The organism is Diaphorobacter limosus (genome assembly GCF_033100095.1).
In the GTDB taxonomy this organism is placed as follows: Bacteria; Pseudomonadota; Gammaproteobacteria; order Burkholderiales; family Burkholderiaceae_C; genus Alicycliphilus; species Alicycliphilus limosus.
Genome location: NZ_CP136921.1, coordinates 700,401 through 717,728, shown reverse-complemented (window position 1 = coordinate 717,728; position 17,328 = coordinate 700,401). Strand labels below are relative to the sequence as shown.

Sequence of the window (17,328 nt, the reverse complement as noted above, 5' to 3'; positions counted from 1 at the left end):
AGCGCGTTATGCCGTGGGTCGATGTGTGATGTTATGGAGCAGCAACGATGTTACGCAGCAGGGCAGTCGCCCTACTTTTGCAGCCCGACGTTTGCACAGCCGGCCGACGTAGTCGTTAACGCCGGCAATCGGGCGGCGTTCCTGGGAAGCGCCTACAAGTCGGATAAGGAAACTTTTGTTGGATTCGGCTGCGTGCAGGGAACCGGAGAACCAAGCGGAGGGTCGACCAGCTCTTTCGCTTTGGACCAAGCCATAAGCGAAAGCGCCTTATCAAATGAGCTTGGCTTTTCTATCGGTGCCAGGGCCCGGTATGGCGTTATCGATGGGTCACTCGCGGCCGACTTCTTGTCCCGCTCCATGGCAAGTTCATACTCGGTGTCCTCTATCTACAAGGCAACTTACTTTTTGCCCGTTGAGAAATTGGGATCTGTGGAACTTTCCCCGATCGGTGGCAGCGTCAAAAATGCGCCGTTGAGGTGGGCTGCGTCATGCGGGGATCGGTTTGTCTCCGAAATCACGCGGGGAGCGAAGCTATTCGTATCCGTAAGGATCGATTTCTCGTCGCAACAAAAGAAGGAAGAGTTTTCTTCAAAGTTTTCAATTTCTGGTCCGCTTGCGAGTGCAAATGCTGACCTCAAGAAGGCTTCTACCAGTATCGACAAGAACGCCAAGGTCACCATCAGCGCATTCCAATATGGTGGCGATGTTACGAAGGTCACTCAGATCTTTGCCAAGAGCGACGAGTCACGGGCTGCGTACATTGAGTGTGGATTAGGCTCCTTTGACAAGTGCGCCGCTCTCCTAACGGCAATTTTGGACTACGCCGGGAACACGACAACGGGTTTCCCTTCCCAACTGACAACCACAGCAAAGCCCGGACCGGCCGATCTTAGTTACAGTGTTGTCTCTTATGAAGCAGCCGGAATCTTCATGGAATACCGTGCTTTGGAGAAATCTGTGCAATCGGTTCGCGAGAATCTGGCGGAGATCTTCGAGAAGAATTTCCAAACTCTGACCGTGTCGAAGCGTCTGCTTAGCGGAAGGCTTCATCCCAGTAGACGCGGACGTATAGAGCAAACACGTGCTTCCGCGCAAGAGAACGTTGACAATATTCGGGGGGCTGCGACGTTTTGCTATGAGAATCCGAACGAAGATTGTCTTGAGAGGGCAAAAAATCTAAGGCTCGCGGCCGTCCCTGCCGGAAGTTTAGCCCTGGATTCATTTGAAGTCTTGTGCATCGACTCTCTCTTACTGCCGAGGAGCGATCCTCTGAAGAGGTCGATTGCTTATCTGGGGGGGATCGCTGAGGAAAAGAAGGACATCGGTATAGCAGTGCGAGATGCTGAGCATTGTCACCAACTTCGTGAGAAACTGGCCGCCAGAAACAGCATGGACGTAAGCGGCTTGCTGAGAGAGAACTTTGGAATTGTAAGCGAGTTCACTCAACTTCGATGGTTGCTCGCTAATCAAAACGAGATCGACGACTTGAGCGTGATTCGCGATATGCGTGATCTGGAGATTTTGGAACTGAACAACAACAAGGTTTCAGATCTTAGTCCTCTTTCCGGACTTTCCAAATTGGCGGATGTTCAACTGAAGAATAACAATATAGGCGATCTGGCTGGCTTGGCGAACAATAATTCCGTAATCCGCTTACTTTTGTCCAAGAATAACATATCGGATATAAGCATACTATCTACGTTGCCACGCTTGACGACGCTCGACCTCAGTGGTAATTTGGTTAAAAGCCTACAAGCACTGCACCAGAGCGAACGGCTCTCGTACCTCGATATTCGTGGTAATCCGATACCGTATAGGGACGCAGAGGCCTTTGCAGCCGCAAACGCGGGCGTCAAGTTCGCGCTCGACGATAAGACGTTCGGTACCTTCAAGGAATACGCTGTCAAGCACTACGGCGTCACTAGGTGAGCGGCTCTAAGACTGCTTCGCGAGGGCAGCCGAACAACTTGCATTGGAACATGGTGAGCTGCTCATGACCTTGGCACGCGATATTCTTGAGCGTTGGCACACTTTGCGGGCGTAGCCAGAACGCTTTCCGCCCCCTGCATCCGGTTGCTACTTGTTAAAGGGGAGCGCTGCTTGACCGTGTAAAATCGCCCTCCATTAGTATTTCTGCAGGTAATTCGACTATCGGCAATGAGCCTAAGTAATATATCTTGGGTTTCTTTGTGCCTCCAGCCCGTGGCGCGAGTAAGATTTTCGAGTGTTTCGGGCTCCAGTGCAATGAGCTTGAATAAACACTCCGTCTTTTCGGATTGATGCGCTATATTCACGACAACCTCCATTGGGTAAAACTGGCGACGCTTCACGCATGGGGTTATTTGCTCAATGGAATATCAAACCTCGGCCGCTTCTGTTTCCCGTGCGCGTGATGGCGTGAACGTGATGGATTCAATCCGCGACAGTTGAAGCGCCACATCCTCGGCCACCACCTTGATCACCTGCACCTCATTGCCATCGTCATCCGTGGCAGTGAACTCTCGTTCCTCACCGATGACCAGCACTCGAGCACCCTTGCGCAGATGCTTGGCACAGGCCTCGGCCTTTGCGCCGTAAATCTCGACCTCACGCCAGAAACCACCCACCTGCTCTACCCCACCATCCTCGGTCTGGCCATAGCGTCCGAACATGACACGCATCGACGCCACCGTGAAATCGCCGCTCCTGCCGGCAACATGCTTCAACTTTGGCGAATCGCCGAGGTTGCCCTTGCCAATGAAAAGGTTCTGCATCACTTATTCCTCGTGGTGCGGTTCAAGGAAGGCCCAGCAGCTGCACCAGTGCCACAAGACCAGGGTATCCATGCCTCAGTTCATTTCGATCCCGGAATGGCCTTCGCATACACGGCACGCTCACTCCTGATCAATCGGCGCCTGATCATCCTGATCTCCTTGCGCAGGCGCACATGTTCATCGTTGGCCTTCATCGCCTGCTCGGAGAGCTGCGCGTACCAGCTACGGGTGCGCTGCTGGTACGCCGAATACATCTGCTGCGCCAGCTCCCAGGACAGGTGCCGCTTGGAGCCACCGGCCTCGCGCCAGCGCAGAAACGTGTAGCCAGTTGAAGCCCGCAGATGGCGTGCCAGGTAGATGTGTCCGCCATGCACCCGCTTGCTCGCCTCGATCAGCTCATCCATGTGCTGCTCCAGCCTGTCAAGCTCTGCCTCCAGTTGGCGCAGCTCGGGGCGGGTGCCCCTACCCGTAAGGGCCTTTGCGTCAACCCGTTCTTGACACGTCTCACTTTCCTGCATTGCGGCAGGGCGACCATGGAAGTTGACATCACGGCCAGGTGCCCGCCCGTTGAATTCATCCCTTTCCATCACCAACCCTTTCCATCACCAACCCTTTCAACACAAAAGCCCTTTCACACACACCATGCCGGCCCTGCCGCAGCTTCCTCACATTTGCCTCACACCAGCCCTGCATCAGATTGATCCGCCCCTGCGCCTGACCCACCCTGGGCTATATCGTCCAGGTGCGCTCCCAGGGTCTGTAGCAAGTGACGCTCTGCTGCCGTTAGATCCCCCGTGCGGCGACGCGAGTGGCGCGGATGCAGCTTGCCGGTGAAGACCTCGCTGGGAACGATACCGAATACTTCTGATGCAAACTCCACCCGCTTCTGCGCTTCTGCCCCAGATTCCGGGATGAAGTCACTGCGAGACAGGGCCTTGACTTCCTCACGGGTGAGCCATCGATCAAACCGCGCCGTCTCATTGAACACCCGACGAATGAACCGCGTCAGTTCAGAAATCGCCTGGCGTGCCTGGTCATCCGAGCGCAGCGTCTTGCGGGCCAGGGTCTTTTGCAGGCGCACGAAATAGTCGAACTCCACGATCAGCGTGGAAATCGCATAGCCATACGGAGAGCGGTAACCTAGGTTGAGCACCTTGGGTTCGGCGGACTGCAGAATCGAGAAGCTCAAGCCCTTCTTCTTGAGATCGGCAAGAAGTGATTCAGCTTCCTTGGTTTCGCGCCGCAGGCGCTTGCAAATCTCGTCGATGGTCTGCTCATGGCGCAGCAAGGCCCAATCGGCATACGGGTTGTCGTAGCCCGTCAGAACCCACAGCCCACGCAAGGCCGCAGCCACGCGCCGCCCGCCGATGATGGGGGCCGCTTCCTTGCCAGGCTCGCGCGTGCGGCCCATGAACATCCGATAGGCCTCCTTGGTGTGGATCGTCATCTGATCGACCTCCTCATCGACCAGTGCCCCCAGGGCGTCAATGGCCCTGGCTTCCTGACGCGTCACCACCGACTCAGCACCCTTGCGGCCGTCGAACTCCACCTTGCGCCGTTCCAGCCGATCCTTGCGATCTTCCAGCTCGATGTACCTGTCATACAAGGGATCGGTCTCACTCATTGGCCCGGCCATGTACTCGGCCAGAGCCGCTTCCTCCTTGGCGATGCTGTAGCCATCAGAAAACGGTGAATTGGGCTCGGTGGCGAAGGCGAATCCTACGGGCGCAGGAATGCTCGGCATTGCGGCAGCTTCCTGGCTGGTGGGAGCTGACGCTGCGGCATTCTTGGGTGACTTGTTGCGAGTGGTGGCCATGGTGATGAGGGTAGATTTCGGTTGTGACAGCGGGGCATGGGCAATGGGACGAACGCTGATCCAGGCGAATCAGTGATGCTTGATTGGTGCAGGTGGCTCGGGCTTGGCCTCAACGGAATCGTCCTTCCTGGGTTCAGATAACGTCGGTGAAGGCCAGCCCCAGCCGGCCGGCAGCACGCCGCTCTCGGCCTTCCTCCTGGCATTCAGGTCATCCAAAAACGGAAAGCTGTCGCTATTCAGGCCTGGCAGGTAGTCGCTCACCGGGGTGCGAAGCAATGCCTGCACCGCTTCACGATCCACCGTGATGTGGGTGCGGTAGTTGGGGTGCGCTTGGACTTGCAGAAGGCCCATGTCAGTCAGTCGATCCAACGCACGCTGTACCTGCTTCTTCTGAACGCGATTCCCAAGAAAGTCCAAGGCGATCCGAGTTGCAGAGGTTCGAAGTTCGGTAACGTCTGCCTGCTGCTGAATCACCGCATGCAGAACCATGGAATCGTCGTAGCGTTGAAGGCGGTGAACCAGCTCCGTGAAAAGTTGCTTGCTATCCATTGCTGTCTCCTTTGCTAAATATTGACTAGCCGGGACAAAACGTCCCACGTGGTAAGGCTTACCACGTGGGACAAACTGTCCCGGTTCATCGAATTGCGTATCGCGCTCATGCCGCCCTCCCCTTCCCCGCAATCTCGCGACGCAGGGTCAGCAGCTTGCGGCGCGCCTCAACCACGGTTGGCGAAGGTTGAGTTTCTTGCGCCTCCTGGGTGACTGCTGTAGGTCGAGGCTGTTCCGTTTCCTGCCTTGCCTTGCGCATGACCTGCTCATGGTGTGCTCGCTGGGATCTGTCGGCCGCCACCTTGTCCGCCATCGCCAGATCCAGCGTGCCGCTGGCATGGCGACGGATCAGCGCGTGCAGGTAGCCGGGAGGGTTGTGGATGGTCTTGCCCTGCAGGCCGAGCTGGCCCTCCAGCTCATCCAGCAAGGCCTGGTGAATGGCCGCAGGTGCAGTGGCCAGGGTGCGGCGCACGCCCTCGTGCCATTCCTGGCCCAACGCCTTCGGCAGAGTCAGGCTGCCGAGTTCTACAGGTGCTGCTGGCAGGGGTGCGGTGGGCGATACCTGTTGCGCCGACCGGGCTTCGGATGGGGAGGTTTCAGAAATCCGACGACGACTTGCCGTTTTGTCGAACCCCGAGGCATCCTCGCGGGCGCACGCGGTAGTCGTTGTAGGTTGATTGTTATGTTGTTGTATATGGGTTTGACAAAAGGGCGAGGTAGATTCGACAAAACGGCAACCATGATTCGACAAAACGGCAGGTGCTTGCCCTTTTGTCGTATGGTCATTGGATTCATGGTTCGACAAAAGGGCAGAAGGTTGACACCTTATTTCCGACAAGTTTCCATGGTTTTGATTCGCGGGATGTAAGCTACCGACGGGCACCGGGCTCGCGCTTGTATTGCCGAACATGCGTGTCACGACGTGCGTGGTCTGCTGCCCCTGCGGTGTGTCGGTCAGCCAGCGCCCAAAAAGATCCAGCTGTAGCTGATCCTGAACACGATGCTCATACAACACGGGATCAGTCGTTGGGCGTCGATCGGCTTCTGCCAGCCAGCGCACCGCGTCGGCCAGGCCTTCGGCGGAAGGTGCCACTGCGGCCGGCGGCCTGGCGACCGCATGCAGTCGGGCAGGCTGCGGGAGCTTCTCGACATGCCCAATGGCATCCTGGAGCGCATGCAGATTCACATGACACAGGCCGCCAGCTCGTTCTTGCAGGAAGCCCAGCGCCTTGAGGCGTTCACGCGCATTGCGCTGGGTCTTGGTGCCAAGACACAGGGCGATGCGTGCATCCTCGTGCGACAGTCGGAAATATCCTTCGAAGGTGGCTTCACCGGAGCGCACTGCTGCGCGTTGCTGGCGCAAGAGATAGGACAGCAGCAGGCCGCTGGCGACTGACCCGCTGATGCGGGCCAGGGGCCGGTAGAAGCTGATCGAGGTTTTCAGCCAGGGTGCGAACGCTTCCCAGGTGATTGCTGGCGCCCCATCAGCGTGGGCTTGCAAGCCGCTCCACTGGGCCAGCCTGGCGAGATCGACCCGGTAGTGCAGGCGGGCAGGCCTGCCGGCGACACGCTCCAACAGCAGATGGTTTTGCAGCAGCAGCTCACGCACGCTGGCCTGCTCCCTCGCTGTCAGGCCCGTGGCATCCTCCCATTGACGCGCGGTCATGAAGAACCAGCCACCACGTTGCGGTTCCTTCTTGCCGAGATGGCGGCTCCAGTACAGGGCATGCCCGAGGAACAATGCCGCCTTGAAACCTAGTTGTTCAGCCAGGGCTAGATGGAACTGAATGAAACCGCCTTGACCCAGGTGCTGCAGGGCGGCGCCTTCATCTACAAATGGCTCCATAGAGGGCCGTGGGCAAGCCATTGGACTTGCCGTGGTTGATGGTGCGAGCACGGGATAGGCCACGATATGGCTCCGTCTCAGGCTTGGCGTTCCCATGCCGCAGGCAACTCTGGCAGTGGCTCATATGCAGCCAGGTGCTCGGCCAAAGGCGCGGACTGCGCCAGCAGTTTGCGCGCCAGGCAGTCGAGGTGCAGACGGTAAACGGGGGGTGCAGGCGGCAGACTGTTCACGCTGATCAGACCTGATGCAACCAGGTCACGCCGACATTTGTGCTGCTGCGAGCGGATCAATCCGATGGCAGCTTCGCATTCCGCCTCAGACATGGAAAAGACAAAATCGCCATTGACCTCGAACTCATGAGCCTTGGCGTTGGAGACGCGCTCCATTGCGGCCGACAGCCACAGGGCTTGCAGCACGCCGCCCGCCAGGCCCACATAGGCCCGGTTGAAGCTGATGGGCGCCTGTCCCAGCCATTCCAGGAGCGCAGCCTGTCCGAGGACGTTGGGCAGTCGCCGCAATTCGCCGACCTGCAGGCCGGATCGCGGTGTTTGCTCGGGGTCGTTGATGCGCTTCTGGCGACGGGAAACGCGGTTGCGGCTGAGCAGAGCGAGCTTGGTCATGGTGCGGCTCCGATGGCGTTCAAGAGAGGGTTCCAAAATCGGTCACAGGCCATGACGGCTCGGCAGAAAACTCGTCGATGGTTCGGCACAGCGAGTCGATGCGACAGTCAGGAAAGGACTGATGCAGGCGATACAGCCTGTCGCGCAGCGATCCCCGGGGATCGTCCGCCTCAAGTTCAGCCCAGCGGGCGTGGATCTGGTCGCGCACTGCGGGCGCCGGCATGCGATTGCGTCCTAACGGCTGATCGGGGGGCAGCAGCTGAGCGCGCAGGCTACGCACCTCTTCGGCAGAGATTTTCCAAAGCATGCAGACCACCTGAACGGCGGCACCGTGGCGGATGAAGTATTCGCACATCTGGGCGTCGCGGCGCATCATGTCCAGGCGAGCGAAGTATTCGGTGATGGCGCGCTCCTTGATCGTGACCCGGAACTCGATTGCTGGCACTTCGGATGCCTTGATCAAATCGCGCGCAGGCCTATGCCGCATGCGATCCAGAAACTCTGGGCTGAACCCGGCCTGCAACAGATCGTCGATGCCGCCGGCGTCAATGCGGGCCACGATCTGATCGAGCAGCATGCGTTTGAGGGTAGGGTCGGTGATCTGCAGCATGGTTTCTCCCGGTTCTGGTTTCTTCTTCAGGTTCAGGTATCGAACAGCGGCTGGAATCCCACAGGCATGCGATCGGGAAACTTCAGGCGCATCTGCTCCATCGCGGCCAACAGCTTGATCACGCTGTAGCCCAGCTTGGGCGCGGCCAGCACAAGACCCAGCTCGTCCATGCCCATCTGGTAATAGTTCCCCGAGACAGGCATACCGGCCTTCTGCGCACAGGCGTGTTCAAAGGCCTGACGACCATTGGTGTAGGTCGTTGTCCAGATCGTTTCGGTGACATGCTGGGGTGGAATCGCGCCCGGAATGCGTCGGTCGTACTGGTAGGACAGCGCGGCCAGTAGCTTCCAGACCGCGGCGCGCAGCGGTACCAGATCGGAGCGGACAGGCTCACCGTTGATGTGCGCCATGTCTTGCGGCGGGAAATCGACCATGAAGCCGAACGGCGCAAGAGGCAGGTTGCACAGCACGTCGCTCAGGGGAACGTCTGCGTTGATCTCACCAAGCAGGTCGCGGATACCCTTGAACGCCTCGCTCAAGGGGTCAGTGGCCACTGCATGCTGGGCTGCATGCGTTCCAGCCTTGACCCTGCCCGGCTGTGCCTGGGCGGATATGCCTGCCAGCATTCCGGGTAGCGGAGCTTGCTGGATCCCATCGGGTGCCGATGGTTGCGCCGCTGACTCTGGGTCTGCCCGGGGCGTGAATGGCTCCGACGGGTCGGTATTCTCTGGTGCAAAGGTCAGCCGTTGTGGAGGCGGGGCCACAGCAACAGGACGTTGCCCAACGGCACGAAGATCGTCGCGCGACAACTTGGGATCGGCCTCCATGGCGGAGAGAGCGGCCTCCAGCTGCGGGCGTCCGGCAAGGCCCAACTCCTGTACTGCAGCCAACTGCAGGTCGGCCAGCAGCGCCGCATCGTCGAGTTCCACCGGCAGACGCTCGGCTGCTTCCAGGTCTTCGTTGCTCTTGGCACGCAGGCGCAGAGCGTCGCCGTACTGGTGCATGACTACCTGAAGCTGTTCCCGCATGGCCTTGCCCTGCCCCAGCTTGGCGCCAAGTTCGAGCAGTGCCGACACCTTGGGCCGCGTGACTTCATTGACCTGGGTGGATTTGAGCCAAGGCCCGACCGGAGCCAGCTCTTCGGTCGCGAAGGTGAAGTTCTGGATCGTCTTGACGCCGTAATTGAGCCCGCGCGCCCGCAGTTCACGGTTGAGCTCACCAGCGGTGAGTGGTTTTTGCTGCTCGCGTTCGAGTTCGATACGGAACTGATGCACGCCCCGGGCTTTTTCCCAGAAGGTGATGTCTGCGCGCAGCTCGTTTTCTACAAGGTGCGCGGTGATCACCTGGGCGTCGCCGGGCCACTCCTTGACGATGACGCGCAGCTGCGCGAAGCGCTGATCGCCTTCGGCAAACAGTTCTTTGGCAATCTGCAGGCGCGTGTTTCCTCCGCCATAGGGCGTGTACTTGTCATCCACACTGCGCCGTGTGACGGTGAGGATGTTGGTGATGCCGTCGGCCTTGATGCTGGCCTTGAGCTCGTCATATCGCGGGTTCTGTCCCTGGCGCGGGTTGTGGCCATAGGCCACGATTTCCGAGACAGGAAGGATAGAAAACGACAACTCGGCATCGCTGCGAGGGTCTAGGTTGGCGGTCGCACTGGCGCGCGGGCCACTCAGGGGCGGCAAGGACTTGCGCGCCTGCTCCATGATCTTTCGCTCTTGCTTGCTTGGTTTCACTACCATGGGGTTCTTGTCTTGGTACGCGTGCGCGTGGCCTGCATCGGATTCAGCCAACGCGGGCGGCGGGTGGAGGTTCAAGCGCTGTGCCCGCTGTACGGCGGTCAGCGTTTCAGGGGTTCTGGAGGGGGTCATGGCTCATGCTCCCCTCACTCATCGTCTGTGCCAGCACTGGTGTGCTCACCATCGGCACCCGTCTCCGGTGCCGGATCGGCTTTAGGCACCACCAGAGAGGGGTCGATCTCTTTTCGGTGATTTGGGGCAAACGTGCCCTCAAGGTGTGGCAACAGCTCCCACAGCAACGCGTGCATAGTGTCGCCAGCCTTGACCGGATCGATCCAATGCACGGGCACCTGGGAGGTTGCAGCCTTCTTGTAGGCCACAGCAGCCGTCACCACAGTATTGAGCACTGTCACTCGGCCGCGCAACGTCATGAATTGGTCGCGGATGAGACCAGCCATGGATCGGCTATCGACGGTTTTTTCTGCCCGATTGATAATCGCACGCATCGCCGGAACGGTAAATCCCATATTCGCCGACGATTCGTGGCGATCTAATAGGGTAAGCGTCCCATCTACGAATTCACGGGCGCTGATAATATCCGGCGAGGCCGGAGTGATCAGCAGATCGGATGCATTAACTGCTGCATCCTGAAGGTGCCCCACAGCACCTTGCGTGTCGATAATCGCTACGTCGTAGCTATCTGCGAGCGAGGTATTTTTGATAGCCATGCGGATACGCACGAGGCGATCAAGACGATTACTCAGCCAGTCCTGGAGGCGTCCATCGCGGGTGTCCGAGCGCACGAGATGCAGGAACCCGCCCTGTTTGTTGAGCAGGTCATGGTCGCCTGAGAAGGATTCAGGAGGGAGCTCAATCTGGCTGATGCATTCGGGCGTCAGAGAGCCATCCATGACCATCTTGGTCAGGCCATGCTCGGCCTCCTTCGAGACGACGAAGTAGCGTGATAGCGATGGCTGTACATCGGCGTCAATGAGCAAGACGCGGTAACCAATGTCGGCCAAGAGGCCGCCGAGATTGGCTGCTACTGTGGTTTTGCCGACCCCACCCTTGGTGGCTACCACTCCAAATGTAAACATATCGACCTCGCTGAACTGTGGATAAACCACAATTCAGAAGGGCAAAATGACTTACAATCACAAGCGTTATTCTCAATATTTATTATTGAGAATATACATCGTATATTATTTGGTGTGATAAGATCGCCGCATGAGAATCCTCCACACCATGCTGCGCGTCGGCAACCTCCAGCGCTCGATCGACTTCTACACCCAGGTACTGGGCATGCAGTTGCTGCGCATGTCCGAGAACCCTGAGTACAAATACTCGCTGGCCTTCCTGGGATTCGATGGCGGCAACCCCGACCAGGCCGAGATCGAGCTGACCTACAACTGGGGCGTCGAAAGCTACGACATGGGGACGGCCTACGGCCACATCGCGCTGGGCGTACCTGATGCCTATGCGGCCTGCGAAAAGATCAAGGCTGCTGGCGGGAATGTGACTCGCGAGGCCGGGCCTGTCATGGGCGGCACCACGGTGATTGCCTTCGTCACCGACCCCGACGGCTACAAGATCGAACTCATCCAGCGCGCCAGCGAAGCGGCTGGCGGTGGCCTGCGCTAAAAGTCACGGCGCATCAGCAAAAAAGCCCGGCAATGCCGGGCTTCTCGCTCAAGACAGCGCGGATTCAAGGGGCCAGTACGACTTCGACGCGGCGCGCCTCGGCGTTGCTGCCGCTGCCTTGCGTGACTTCGGGCTTCTTCAGCTCCACCTTGTCTTCAGCCACGCCCAGAACCTTGAGGGCCTCGCGCACGGCCAGGGCGCGCTGCTTGGCCAGCTCGGCGTTGAGTGCAGCATCGCCGGTCGCGTCATGAAAACCCGAAACCACGGCCATCTTGCCACCTTCGACCACGCCCTTGACCACCTCGGCCAGGGCCTCGTTGGCGCCAATCGCCAGGTCGGCCTTGCCAGTGGCAAAGTAGAACTTCACCACGCCGCCTTCGACCACCACCGAAGCCACATCCTCAATCACCACGCCGGCACCCGCTGCACCGCCTGCATTGACCACGGCCGCGGCCGGTGCCTTGGGGGCATGGGCAATGCCACGCTTGAAGACCACCACACCCAAAATGGTGGATACCACCAGGGCGATCAAGGCGAAGAGGAAACCGAGTGCGAAGCGTTGCTGGCTATCGTCGTCGGAGCTGCTGAAGGACATGATGAAGACTCCCGTGAATAATGGGTTCGTTGGACAAAACCTGCTAATTGTAAAGTCTCGCCATGCCTCCGCTTCCTGCACCCTTGCGCGACCCCGCCCCAATGCTCGAACGCGCGCTGATTGAATGGGGCGGGCGCTGCGACCTATGGGTGTTTGGCTATGGCTCGCTGATCTGGCGCCCGGACTTTGACTTTGTCGAGCGCCGCGCCGCCAAGGTGCATGGCTGGCACCGCGCGCTGAAGATGTGGAGCCGCTTGAACCGCGGCACGCCCGAATGTCCCGGCCTGGTGTTCGGCATGCTGCCCGGGGGCAGTTGCCGCGGCATGGCCTTTCGCGTGCAACAGACCCATGCGCGCCAGGTCATGGTCAACCTGTGGCAGCGTGAGATGGTGCTCGGGGTGTACGACCCGCGCTGGCTCGACTGCCAGACATCCGATGGCATGGTGCGCGCGCTGGCGTTCACGTTGCCGCGCAGCAGTCCCAGCTATACGGGCATATTGGCCGACGACGAGTACCGCCGCATCTTCGCGCAGGCCAGCGGCATCTACGGCAGCACGCGTGACTATGCAGAGGCCACGCACACCGAACTGCTGCGTTTGGGCATATACGATCGGGCGCTGGCACGCATCGTTGCGCTCTCCAAATCGCACGATTGAGCAAGGGCACAATCGAGCCCATGAGCAAAAGCACCCTCTCCTCTTCCATCGCTGACCTGCGCAAGAGCTACGAGCGCGCCGAACTCAGCGAAGACGCCTCCCTTGCCGACCCGCTGCAGCAGTTCGACCAATGGCTGCACGAGGCAGTCAACGCGCAGGTGAACGAGCCCAACGCCATGACCGTGGCCACCGTCAGCAGCGACCTGCGCCCGAGTACGCGCATCGTGCTCATCAAGGGCTATGACGCGCAAGGCATCGTCTGGTACACCAATTACGACAGCCGCAAGGGCCGCCAGCTGGCGGGCAACCCCTATGCGGCGCTGCAATTCCACTGGGTGGAACTGGAGCGCGTGGTGCGCATCGAGGGCATTGTCGAGCGCGTGAGCGACGAGGAAAGTGATCAGTATTTCCACAGCCGCCCGCTGGATTCGCGCATTGGCGCCTGGGCCAGCCCACAAAGTCAGGTGATTGCCGGCCGCAGCGTGTTGGTGACAAATGCAGCCAGGTACGGCGCGCAGTTTCTGCTCAAACCCCCTCGGCCGCCGCATTGGGGCGGCTACCGCCTGAAGCCGGATCAGTGGGAGTTCTGGCAGGGCCGAAAAAGCCGCCTGCACGACCGGCTGCGCTACCGGCTTGACGGCGGTGCTTGGGTGCGCGAGCGCCTGGCGCCCTGACCCCGGCTACAACCACAACCCCATCACGCCACACAGGGGCACCACCAGCCAGACTGGCATGCGCCCCCACATGAGCTCGGCAAACACCGCCAGCGCCAGGAAAATATCCGCTGGACCCTGGATGGCACTCGTCCAGACGGGGTTGTAGAGCGAGGCCAGCAACAGGCCGACCACCGCCGCATTCACGCCCGACAGCGCCGCCCGCAGCGGCGCGTGCCGGCGCAGCGATTCCCAGAATGGAGACACCCCCATAACCAGCAAAAAAGATGGCAGGAATATGGCCAACAAGCACACTGCCGCCCACAGCCAGCCACCCGCGCCATGGCCTGCCGCTGCACCCAGGAACGCGGCGAATGTGAACAACGGCCCGGGCATGGCCTGCGCCAGGCCGTAGCCAGCCAGAAAGTCGTCCTGCGCCACCCAGCCGGTGCTGACCACCTCGGCCTGCAGCAGCGGCAGCACCACATGACCACCGCCAAACACCAGGGCGCCGGAACGAAAGAAGGCGTCGGCGAGCAGCAGCCATGCCTGTGGCCAGGCGCGTGCGGCCAGCGGCAGCAATACCAGCATGGCGGCAAACAGAATCAACAGGGTAGCCCCCCTGACTGCCCACGGGCCAGGGCCAGGCGCTTCATGGGCAGGCTGCTCAGGCGCAACGCCCGCCCTGCCCCACAGGCCCAGGCCGGCCAGTGCCGCAATCATCATGGCGCCCAGTTGCCCTGCCATGCCAGGTATCGCCAGGGTCAGGGCGCAGGTCAAACCCATCAACAACAACCGGGCTGGTCCACGGCACAGGCTGCCACCCATGCGCCACACGGCTTGCGCCACCACCGCTACGGCGGCCACCTTCAGACCATGCAGCACGCCTGCGGGCACCAGTCCGGGGGTTGCAATGAGGCCCAGGCCCAGCAGTGCCATGACCAATGCAGAGGGCAAGGCAAAGCCCAGCCAGGCTGCCAAGGCCCCGGCGAAGCCGCCCTGACGCAGGCCCAGCGCCATGCCCACCTGGCTGCTCGCCGGGCCGGGCAAAAGCTGGCACAGGGCCACCAGATCGGCATAGTCGCTTTCACTCAGCCAGCGCCGGCGCGCCACGAACTCCGTACGGAAATAGGCCAGGTGCGCCACAGGCCCGCCAAATGATGTCAGGCCCAGGCGCAGAAAGATCAGAAACACCTGCCAGGCGTTGGCTGCAGGGGCATGGCTTTGAGGCAGGGAGGCGGGTTGCATGCGGAGGGCATTTCGAAGCAGCAGGCGAGCTGCCGGCTGAAAGCCGGCGACGATACTGCAAAACTTCAGGCGTCTGGCTTGAGATGGCGTGCAAACGTCTTGCGGAACTTGCTCACCTTGGGCGCCACGACAAAGTTGCAGTAACCCTGATTCGGATTGCGCTCATAGAAGTCCTGGTGATAGCTCTCGGCCGGCCAGAAGTTCACCAATGGCTGCAGCTCGGTGACGATGGGGGCGCCGAAAGCCTGCTCCTGCTGCAACTGGTGCAGCAGCACCGCGGCAATCTGCTCGTGCGTGGGGTCGCTGTAGTAGATGCCGCTGCGGTACTGCGTGCCCACATCATTGCCCTGGCGGTTTGGCGTGGTGGGGTCGTGGGTGGCAAAAAAGATCTGCAGTATGTCGCGCAAGCCGATCTCGGCCGGGTCAAACGTGACGCGCACCGCCTCGGCATGGCCCGTGTGACCACTGCACACCTGCTCGTAGCTTGGATCTGCCACATCGCCATTGGCATAGCCGCTTTGCACCTCGGTCACGCCGCGCACACGCTTGAATACAGCCTCGGTGCACCAGAAACAACCGCCAGCCAGGGTGATGCTTTGCAGAATTGACGACATATGGTGCTCCTGAAAATCGCATCATAGAAACACCGCCATATGCTTGATGATCAGGATGCACGTTGACGCAAACAACGGAGGGTTGTTACATTACTAACCCGAAAGTCAGTAACTCCATGAGCGCCGCCCTGCCCTGCATCCCCACATCAGCAATCCCCAAGCGAGGCCGTCGCAAGGACGCCAGGCCGGGTGAGCTGCTGGATGCCGCGCTAGATTTGTTCGTGGACAAGGGCTACGCCGCCACCCGGGTCGAAGAAGTGGCGGCGCGCGCCGGTGTCTCCAAGGGCACGCTGTTTCTGTACTTCCCGAGCAAACAAGAGCTGTTCAAGGCCGTGGTGCGCCAGAACATTGCCGGGCGCTTTGCCGAATGGGATCTGGAGCTTGAATCCTATGTGGGCACAAGCCAGGATCTGGTGCGGTACTGCTTTGAAACCTGGTGGGAACGCATAGGCTCCACCAAGGCCTCGGGCCTGGGCAAGCTCATGCTCAGCGAGGCGAACAATTTCCCCGAAATCGCCGAGTTCTACCGCCACGAGGTGGTCGAGCCTGGCCACCAGTTGATCCGCCGTGTGTTGCAGCGTGGCATGGATCGCGGTGAGCTGCGCGCGCTGGATCTGGAGCACGCCGTGTACCTGGTGCTGGCGCCGCTCATGTTTCTCATGTTCTCGCAGTCGACGCCGGCGTTGTGCATTCCCAACGCCGAGCGTTTTTCACCACAGGAATACATACGCCTGCAGGCCGACAATGTTTTGCAGGGTCTGTGCGTGCGCTCGGCCTAAAATCGTAGGTTTATCCGATCACAGTGACCGCCTTCCGGAGTACTCCATGAACTTGCCTCTGAACACGTCCATCGACATTCACGACCCTGTCGAGCAGGCCCGCTACAACATGGTGGAGCAGCAGATCCGGCCGTGGAACGTGCTCGATGCCGGAGTGCTCGAGCTGCTGTCACGCGTGCGCCGCGAAGACTTTGTGCCGCCCAGCTACCAGGGCCTGGCCTTCATCGACACCGAAATCCCGCTCAACCCCGACGCGCAAGAAGCCGCACGTCTGGGACAGGTCATGCTCGCGCCGCGCGTGGATGCGCGCATGCTGCAAGACCTGCAAGTTCAGCCCACCGACCGTGTGCTGGAGATAGGCGCCGGCTCGGGCTACATGGCCGCCCTGCTGGCCGCCTGCGCCGAGCGCGTGGTGACGCTGGAGATCGACCCTGACCTGGCCGAGTTTGCGCGCGAGAACCTGCGTAGCGCCGGTGTGGACAACGCCGACGTGCGCCAGGCCGACGGCGCACGCGACCCCATTCCCGACGGCCCGTTCGACGTCATCGTGCTCAGCGGCTCGGTGGCCGAGGTGCCGCAGAAGCTGCTGGCGCTGCTGCGCGACGGTGGCCGCCTGGGCGCTTATGTGGGGCAAGAGCCGATGATGCGTGCCACCATCGTGCGCCGCCAGGGCGAGCGCTTCGAGACCAGCCAGCCCTGGGACGTGGTCGTGCCGCGCCTGCGCCACTTCGCCGAGCCCTCTTCCTTCAAGTTCTGAACGCTGCACCCGACCGGCCTTGCATGATTGACCATGTCCGTCCCGCCCAGCTGGCCGATTGGCTCCTCAGGCATGAGGCCGGACATCCGTTGGTGCTGGACGTGCGCGAGCCCTGGGAGCTGCAGACCGCCAGCGTGGCGGCCCAGGGCTTCGAACTCGTGGCCATCCCCATGGGTCAGCTGCCGATGCGGCTGACCGAACTTGACCCCAACCGCCCCACCGCCTGCCTGTGCCACCACGGCATGCGCAGCCTGCGGGTGGCTGCCTTTCTGATGCAAAACGGCTTTGACCAGGTGGCCAACATCACCGGGGGCATAGACGCCTGGTCGCATGAGCGCGATTCGGCCGTGCCGCATTACTGACTTGCGGCCCCTCACAGGCCGCACCCCCAATCTGCCCCAGCCATCCATTTCAACGCCATGAAAGCATTGCAGCGGGTTTTCTCCTCCACC

Annotated in this window: 20 protein-coding genes; 8 read left to right on the top strand and 12 right to left on the bottom strand. The window is 60.5% G+C overall.

The genetic code is table 11. The features are described from left to right. Positions 1–33 precede the first annotated feature (33 nt). Both P4826_RS03490 and P4826_RS19705 read left to right on the top strand, forming a co-directional pair. Positions 34–1,929, top strand: coding sequence for a leucine-rich repeat domain-containing protein (locus P4826_RS03490; protein ID WP_317702566.1), 1,896 nt, complete (start codon positions 34–36; stop codon positions 1,927–1,929). A gap of 376 nt (positions 1,930–2,305) precedes the next feature. Then, entirely contained in the window at positions 2,306–2,401 is a 96-nt protein-coding gene (locus tag P4826_RS19705) for a sortase B protein-sorting domain-containing protein (RefSeq protein WP_162844558.1), read from the top strand. On the opposite strand, the gene P4826_RS03485 is transcribed toward P4826_RS19705, so the two are convergent. The 9 genes from P4826_RS03485 to P4826_RS03445 all read right to left on the bottom strand — a co-directional run bounded on the left by P4826_RS03485 (position 2,358) and on the right by P4826_RS03445 (position 11,030). After that, positions 2,358–2,753, bottom strand: a complete 396-nt coding sequence (locus P4826_RS03485; RefSeq protein WP_123676615.1) for a single-stranded DNA-binding protein — start codon at positions 2,751–2,753, stop codon at positions 2,358–2,360. The genes P4826_RS19705 and P4826_RS03485 overlap by 44 nt on opposite strands. A gap of 80 nt (positions 2,754–2,833) precedes the next feature. Continuing rightward, positions 2,834–3,157: a hypothetical protein gene (locus P4826_RS03480; protein WP_148061014.1), complete on the bottom strand. Its 324-nt coding sequence runs from the start codon at positions 3,155–3,157 to the stop codon at positions 2,834–2,836. A 272-nt stretch (positions 3,158–3,429) separates the two neighbouring features. Continuing rightward, positions 3,430–4,569 (bottom strand): PFL_4669 family integrating conjugative element protein, encoded by a 1,140-nt coding sequence (locus P4826_RS03475; protein WP_123676613.1) that lies wholly within the window; start codon positions 4,567–4,569, stop codon positions 3,430–3,432. A 69-nt stretch (positions 4,570–4,638) separates the two neighbouring features. Beyond that, positions 4,639–5,118 (bottom strand): hypothetical protein, encoded by a 480-nt coding sequence (locus P4826_RS03470; RefSeq protein ID WP_123676612.1) that lies wholly within the window; start codon positions 5,116–5,118, stop codon positions 4,639–4,641. 106 nt (positions 5,119–5,224) lie between these two features. After that, positions 5,225–6,964, bottom strand: a complete 1,740-nt coding sequence (locus tag P4826_RS03465; protein WP_317702565.1) for a hypothetical protein — start codon at positions 6,962–6,964, stop codon at positions 5,225–5,227. A 77-nt stretch (positions 6,965–7,041) separates the two neighbouring features. Further along, on the bottom strand, positions 7,042–7,584 hold the full coding sequence (locus P4826_RS03460) for a hypothetical protein (RefSeq protein WP_123676608.1): 543 nt from the start codon (positions 7,582–7,584) through the stop codon (positions 7,042–7,044). 19 nt (positions 7,585–7,603) lie between these two features. Then, positions 7,604–8,194 (bottom strand): STY4526/YPO1902 family pathogenicity island replication protein, encoded by a 591-nt coding sequence (locus P4826_RS03455; protein ID WP_317702564.1) that lies wholly within the window; start codon positions 8,192–8,194, stop codon positions 7,604–7,606. Positions 8,195–8,226: 32 nt separating this feature from the next. Then, positions 8,227–10,065 (bottom strand): ParB N-terminal domain-containing protein, encoded by a 1,839-nt coding sequence (locus P4826_RS03450; RefSeq protein ID WP_317702563.1) that lies wholly within the window; start codon positions 10,063–10,065, stop codon positions 8,227–8,229. A gap of 14 nt (positions 10,066–10,079) precedes the next feature. Further along, positions 10,080–11,030, bottom strand: coding sequence for a ParA family protein (locus tag P4826_RS03445; RefSeq protein ID WP_123676746.1), 951 nt, complete (start codon positions 11,028–11,030; stop codon positions 10,080–10,082). Between the two features lie 130 nt (positions 11,031–11,160). On the opposite strand from P4826_RS03445, the gene gloA reads away from it, so the two are divergent. Next, positions 11,161–11,574, top strand: a complete 414-nt coding sequence (gene gloA / locus P4826_RS03440; protein ID WP_317702562.1) for a lactoylglutathione lyase — start codon at positions 11,161–11,163, stop codon at positions 11,572–11,574. Between the two features lie 64 nt (positions 11,575–11,638). Here gloA and P4826_RS03435 read toward each other — a convergent pair whose 3' ends face one another. Next, positions 11,639–12,169 carry an OmpA family protein gene (locus P4826_RS03435; protein WP_317702561.1) on the bottom strand — a complete coding sequence of 177 codons (531 nt, stop codon included), beginning with the start codon at positions 12,167–12,169 and terminating at the stop codon, positions 11,639–11,641. A gap of 62 nt (positions 12,170–12,231) precedes the next feature. On the opposite strand from P4826_RS03435, the gene P4826_RS03430 reads away from it, so the two are divergent. Further along, positions 12,232–12,825 (top strand): gamma-glutamylcyclotransferase, encoded by a 594-nt coding sequence (locus tag P4826_RS03430; RefSeq protein WP_317702560.1) that lies wholly within the window; start codon positions 12,232–12,234, stop codon positions 12,823–12,825. A 20-nt stretch (positions 12,826–12,845) separates the two neighbouring features. Next, on the top strand, positions 12,846–13,499 hold the full coding sequence (pdxH, locus tag P4826_RS03425) for a pyridoxamine 5'-phosphate oxidase (protein WP_317702559.1): 654 nt from the start codon (positions 12,846–12,848) through the stop codon (positions 13,497–13,499). A gap of 6 nt (positions 13,500–13,505) precedes the next feature. On the opposite strand, the gene chrA is transcribed toward pdxH, so the two are convergent. Then, positions 13,506–14,726, bottom strand: coding sequence for a chromate efflux transporter (gene chrA, locus P4826_RS03420; RefSeq protein ID WP_317702558.1), 1,221 nt, complete (start codon positions 14,724–14,726; stop codon positions 13,506–13,508). Between the two features lie 65 nt (positions 14,727–14,791). Further along, positions 14,792–15,340 (bottom strand): peptide-methionine (S)-S-oxide reductase MsrA, encoded by a 549-nt coding sequence (gene msrA / locus P4826_RS03415; protein WP_317702557.1) that lies wholly within the window; start codon positions 15,338–15,340, stop codon positions 14,792–14,794. Positions 15,341–15,456: 116 nt separating this feature from the next. Between msrA and P4826_RS03410 the strand changes: the two genes are divergently transcribed. The 3 genes from P4826_RS03410 to P4826_RS03400 are packed head-to-tail and all read left to right on the top strand — an operon-like array spanning position 15,457 to position 17,238. After that, entirely contained in the window at positions 15,457–16,119 is a 663-nt protein-coding gene (locus P4826_RS03410; RefSeq protein WP_317702556.1) for a TetR/AcrR family transcriptional regulator, read from the top strand. A 46-nt stretch (positions 16,120–16,165) separates the two neighbouring features. Then, a complete protein-coding gene (locus P4826_RS03405) occupies positions 16,166–16,876 on the top strand; it encodes a protein-L-isoaspartate O-methyltransferase family protein (RefSeq protein ID WP_317702555.1) in 711 nt (236 codons plus the stop codon). A 23-nt stretch (positions 16,877–16,899) separates the two neighbouring features. Beyond that, the gene (locus P4826_RS03400; RefSeq protein ID WP_317702554.1) at positions 16,900–17,238 is read left to right on the top strand and encodes a rhodanese-like domain-containing protein; all 339 of its coding nucleotides are present in this window, start codon (positions 16,900–16,902) and stop codon (positions 17,236–17,238) included. Positions 17,239–17,328 lie beyond the last annotated feature (90 nt).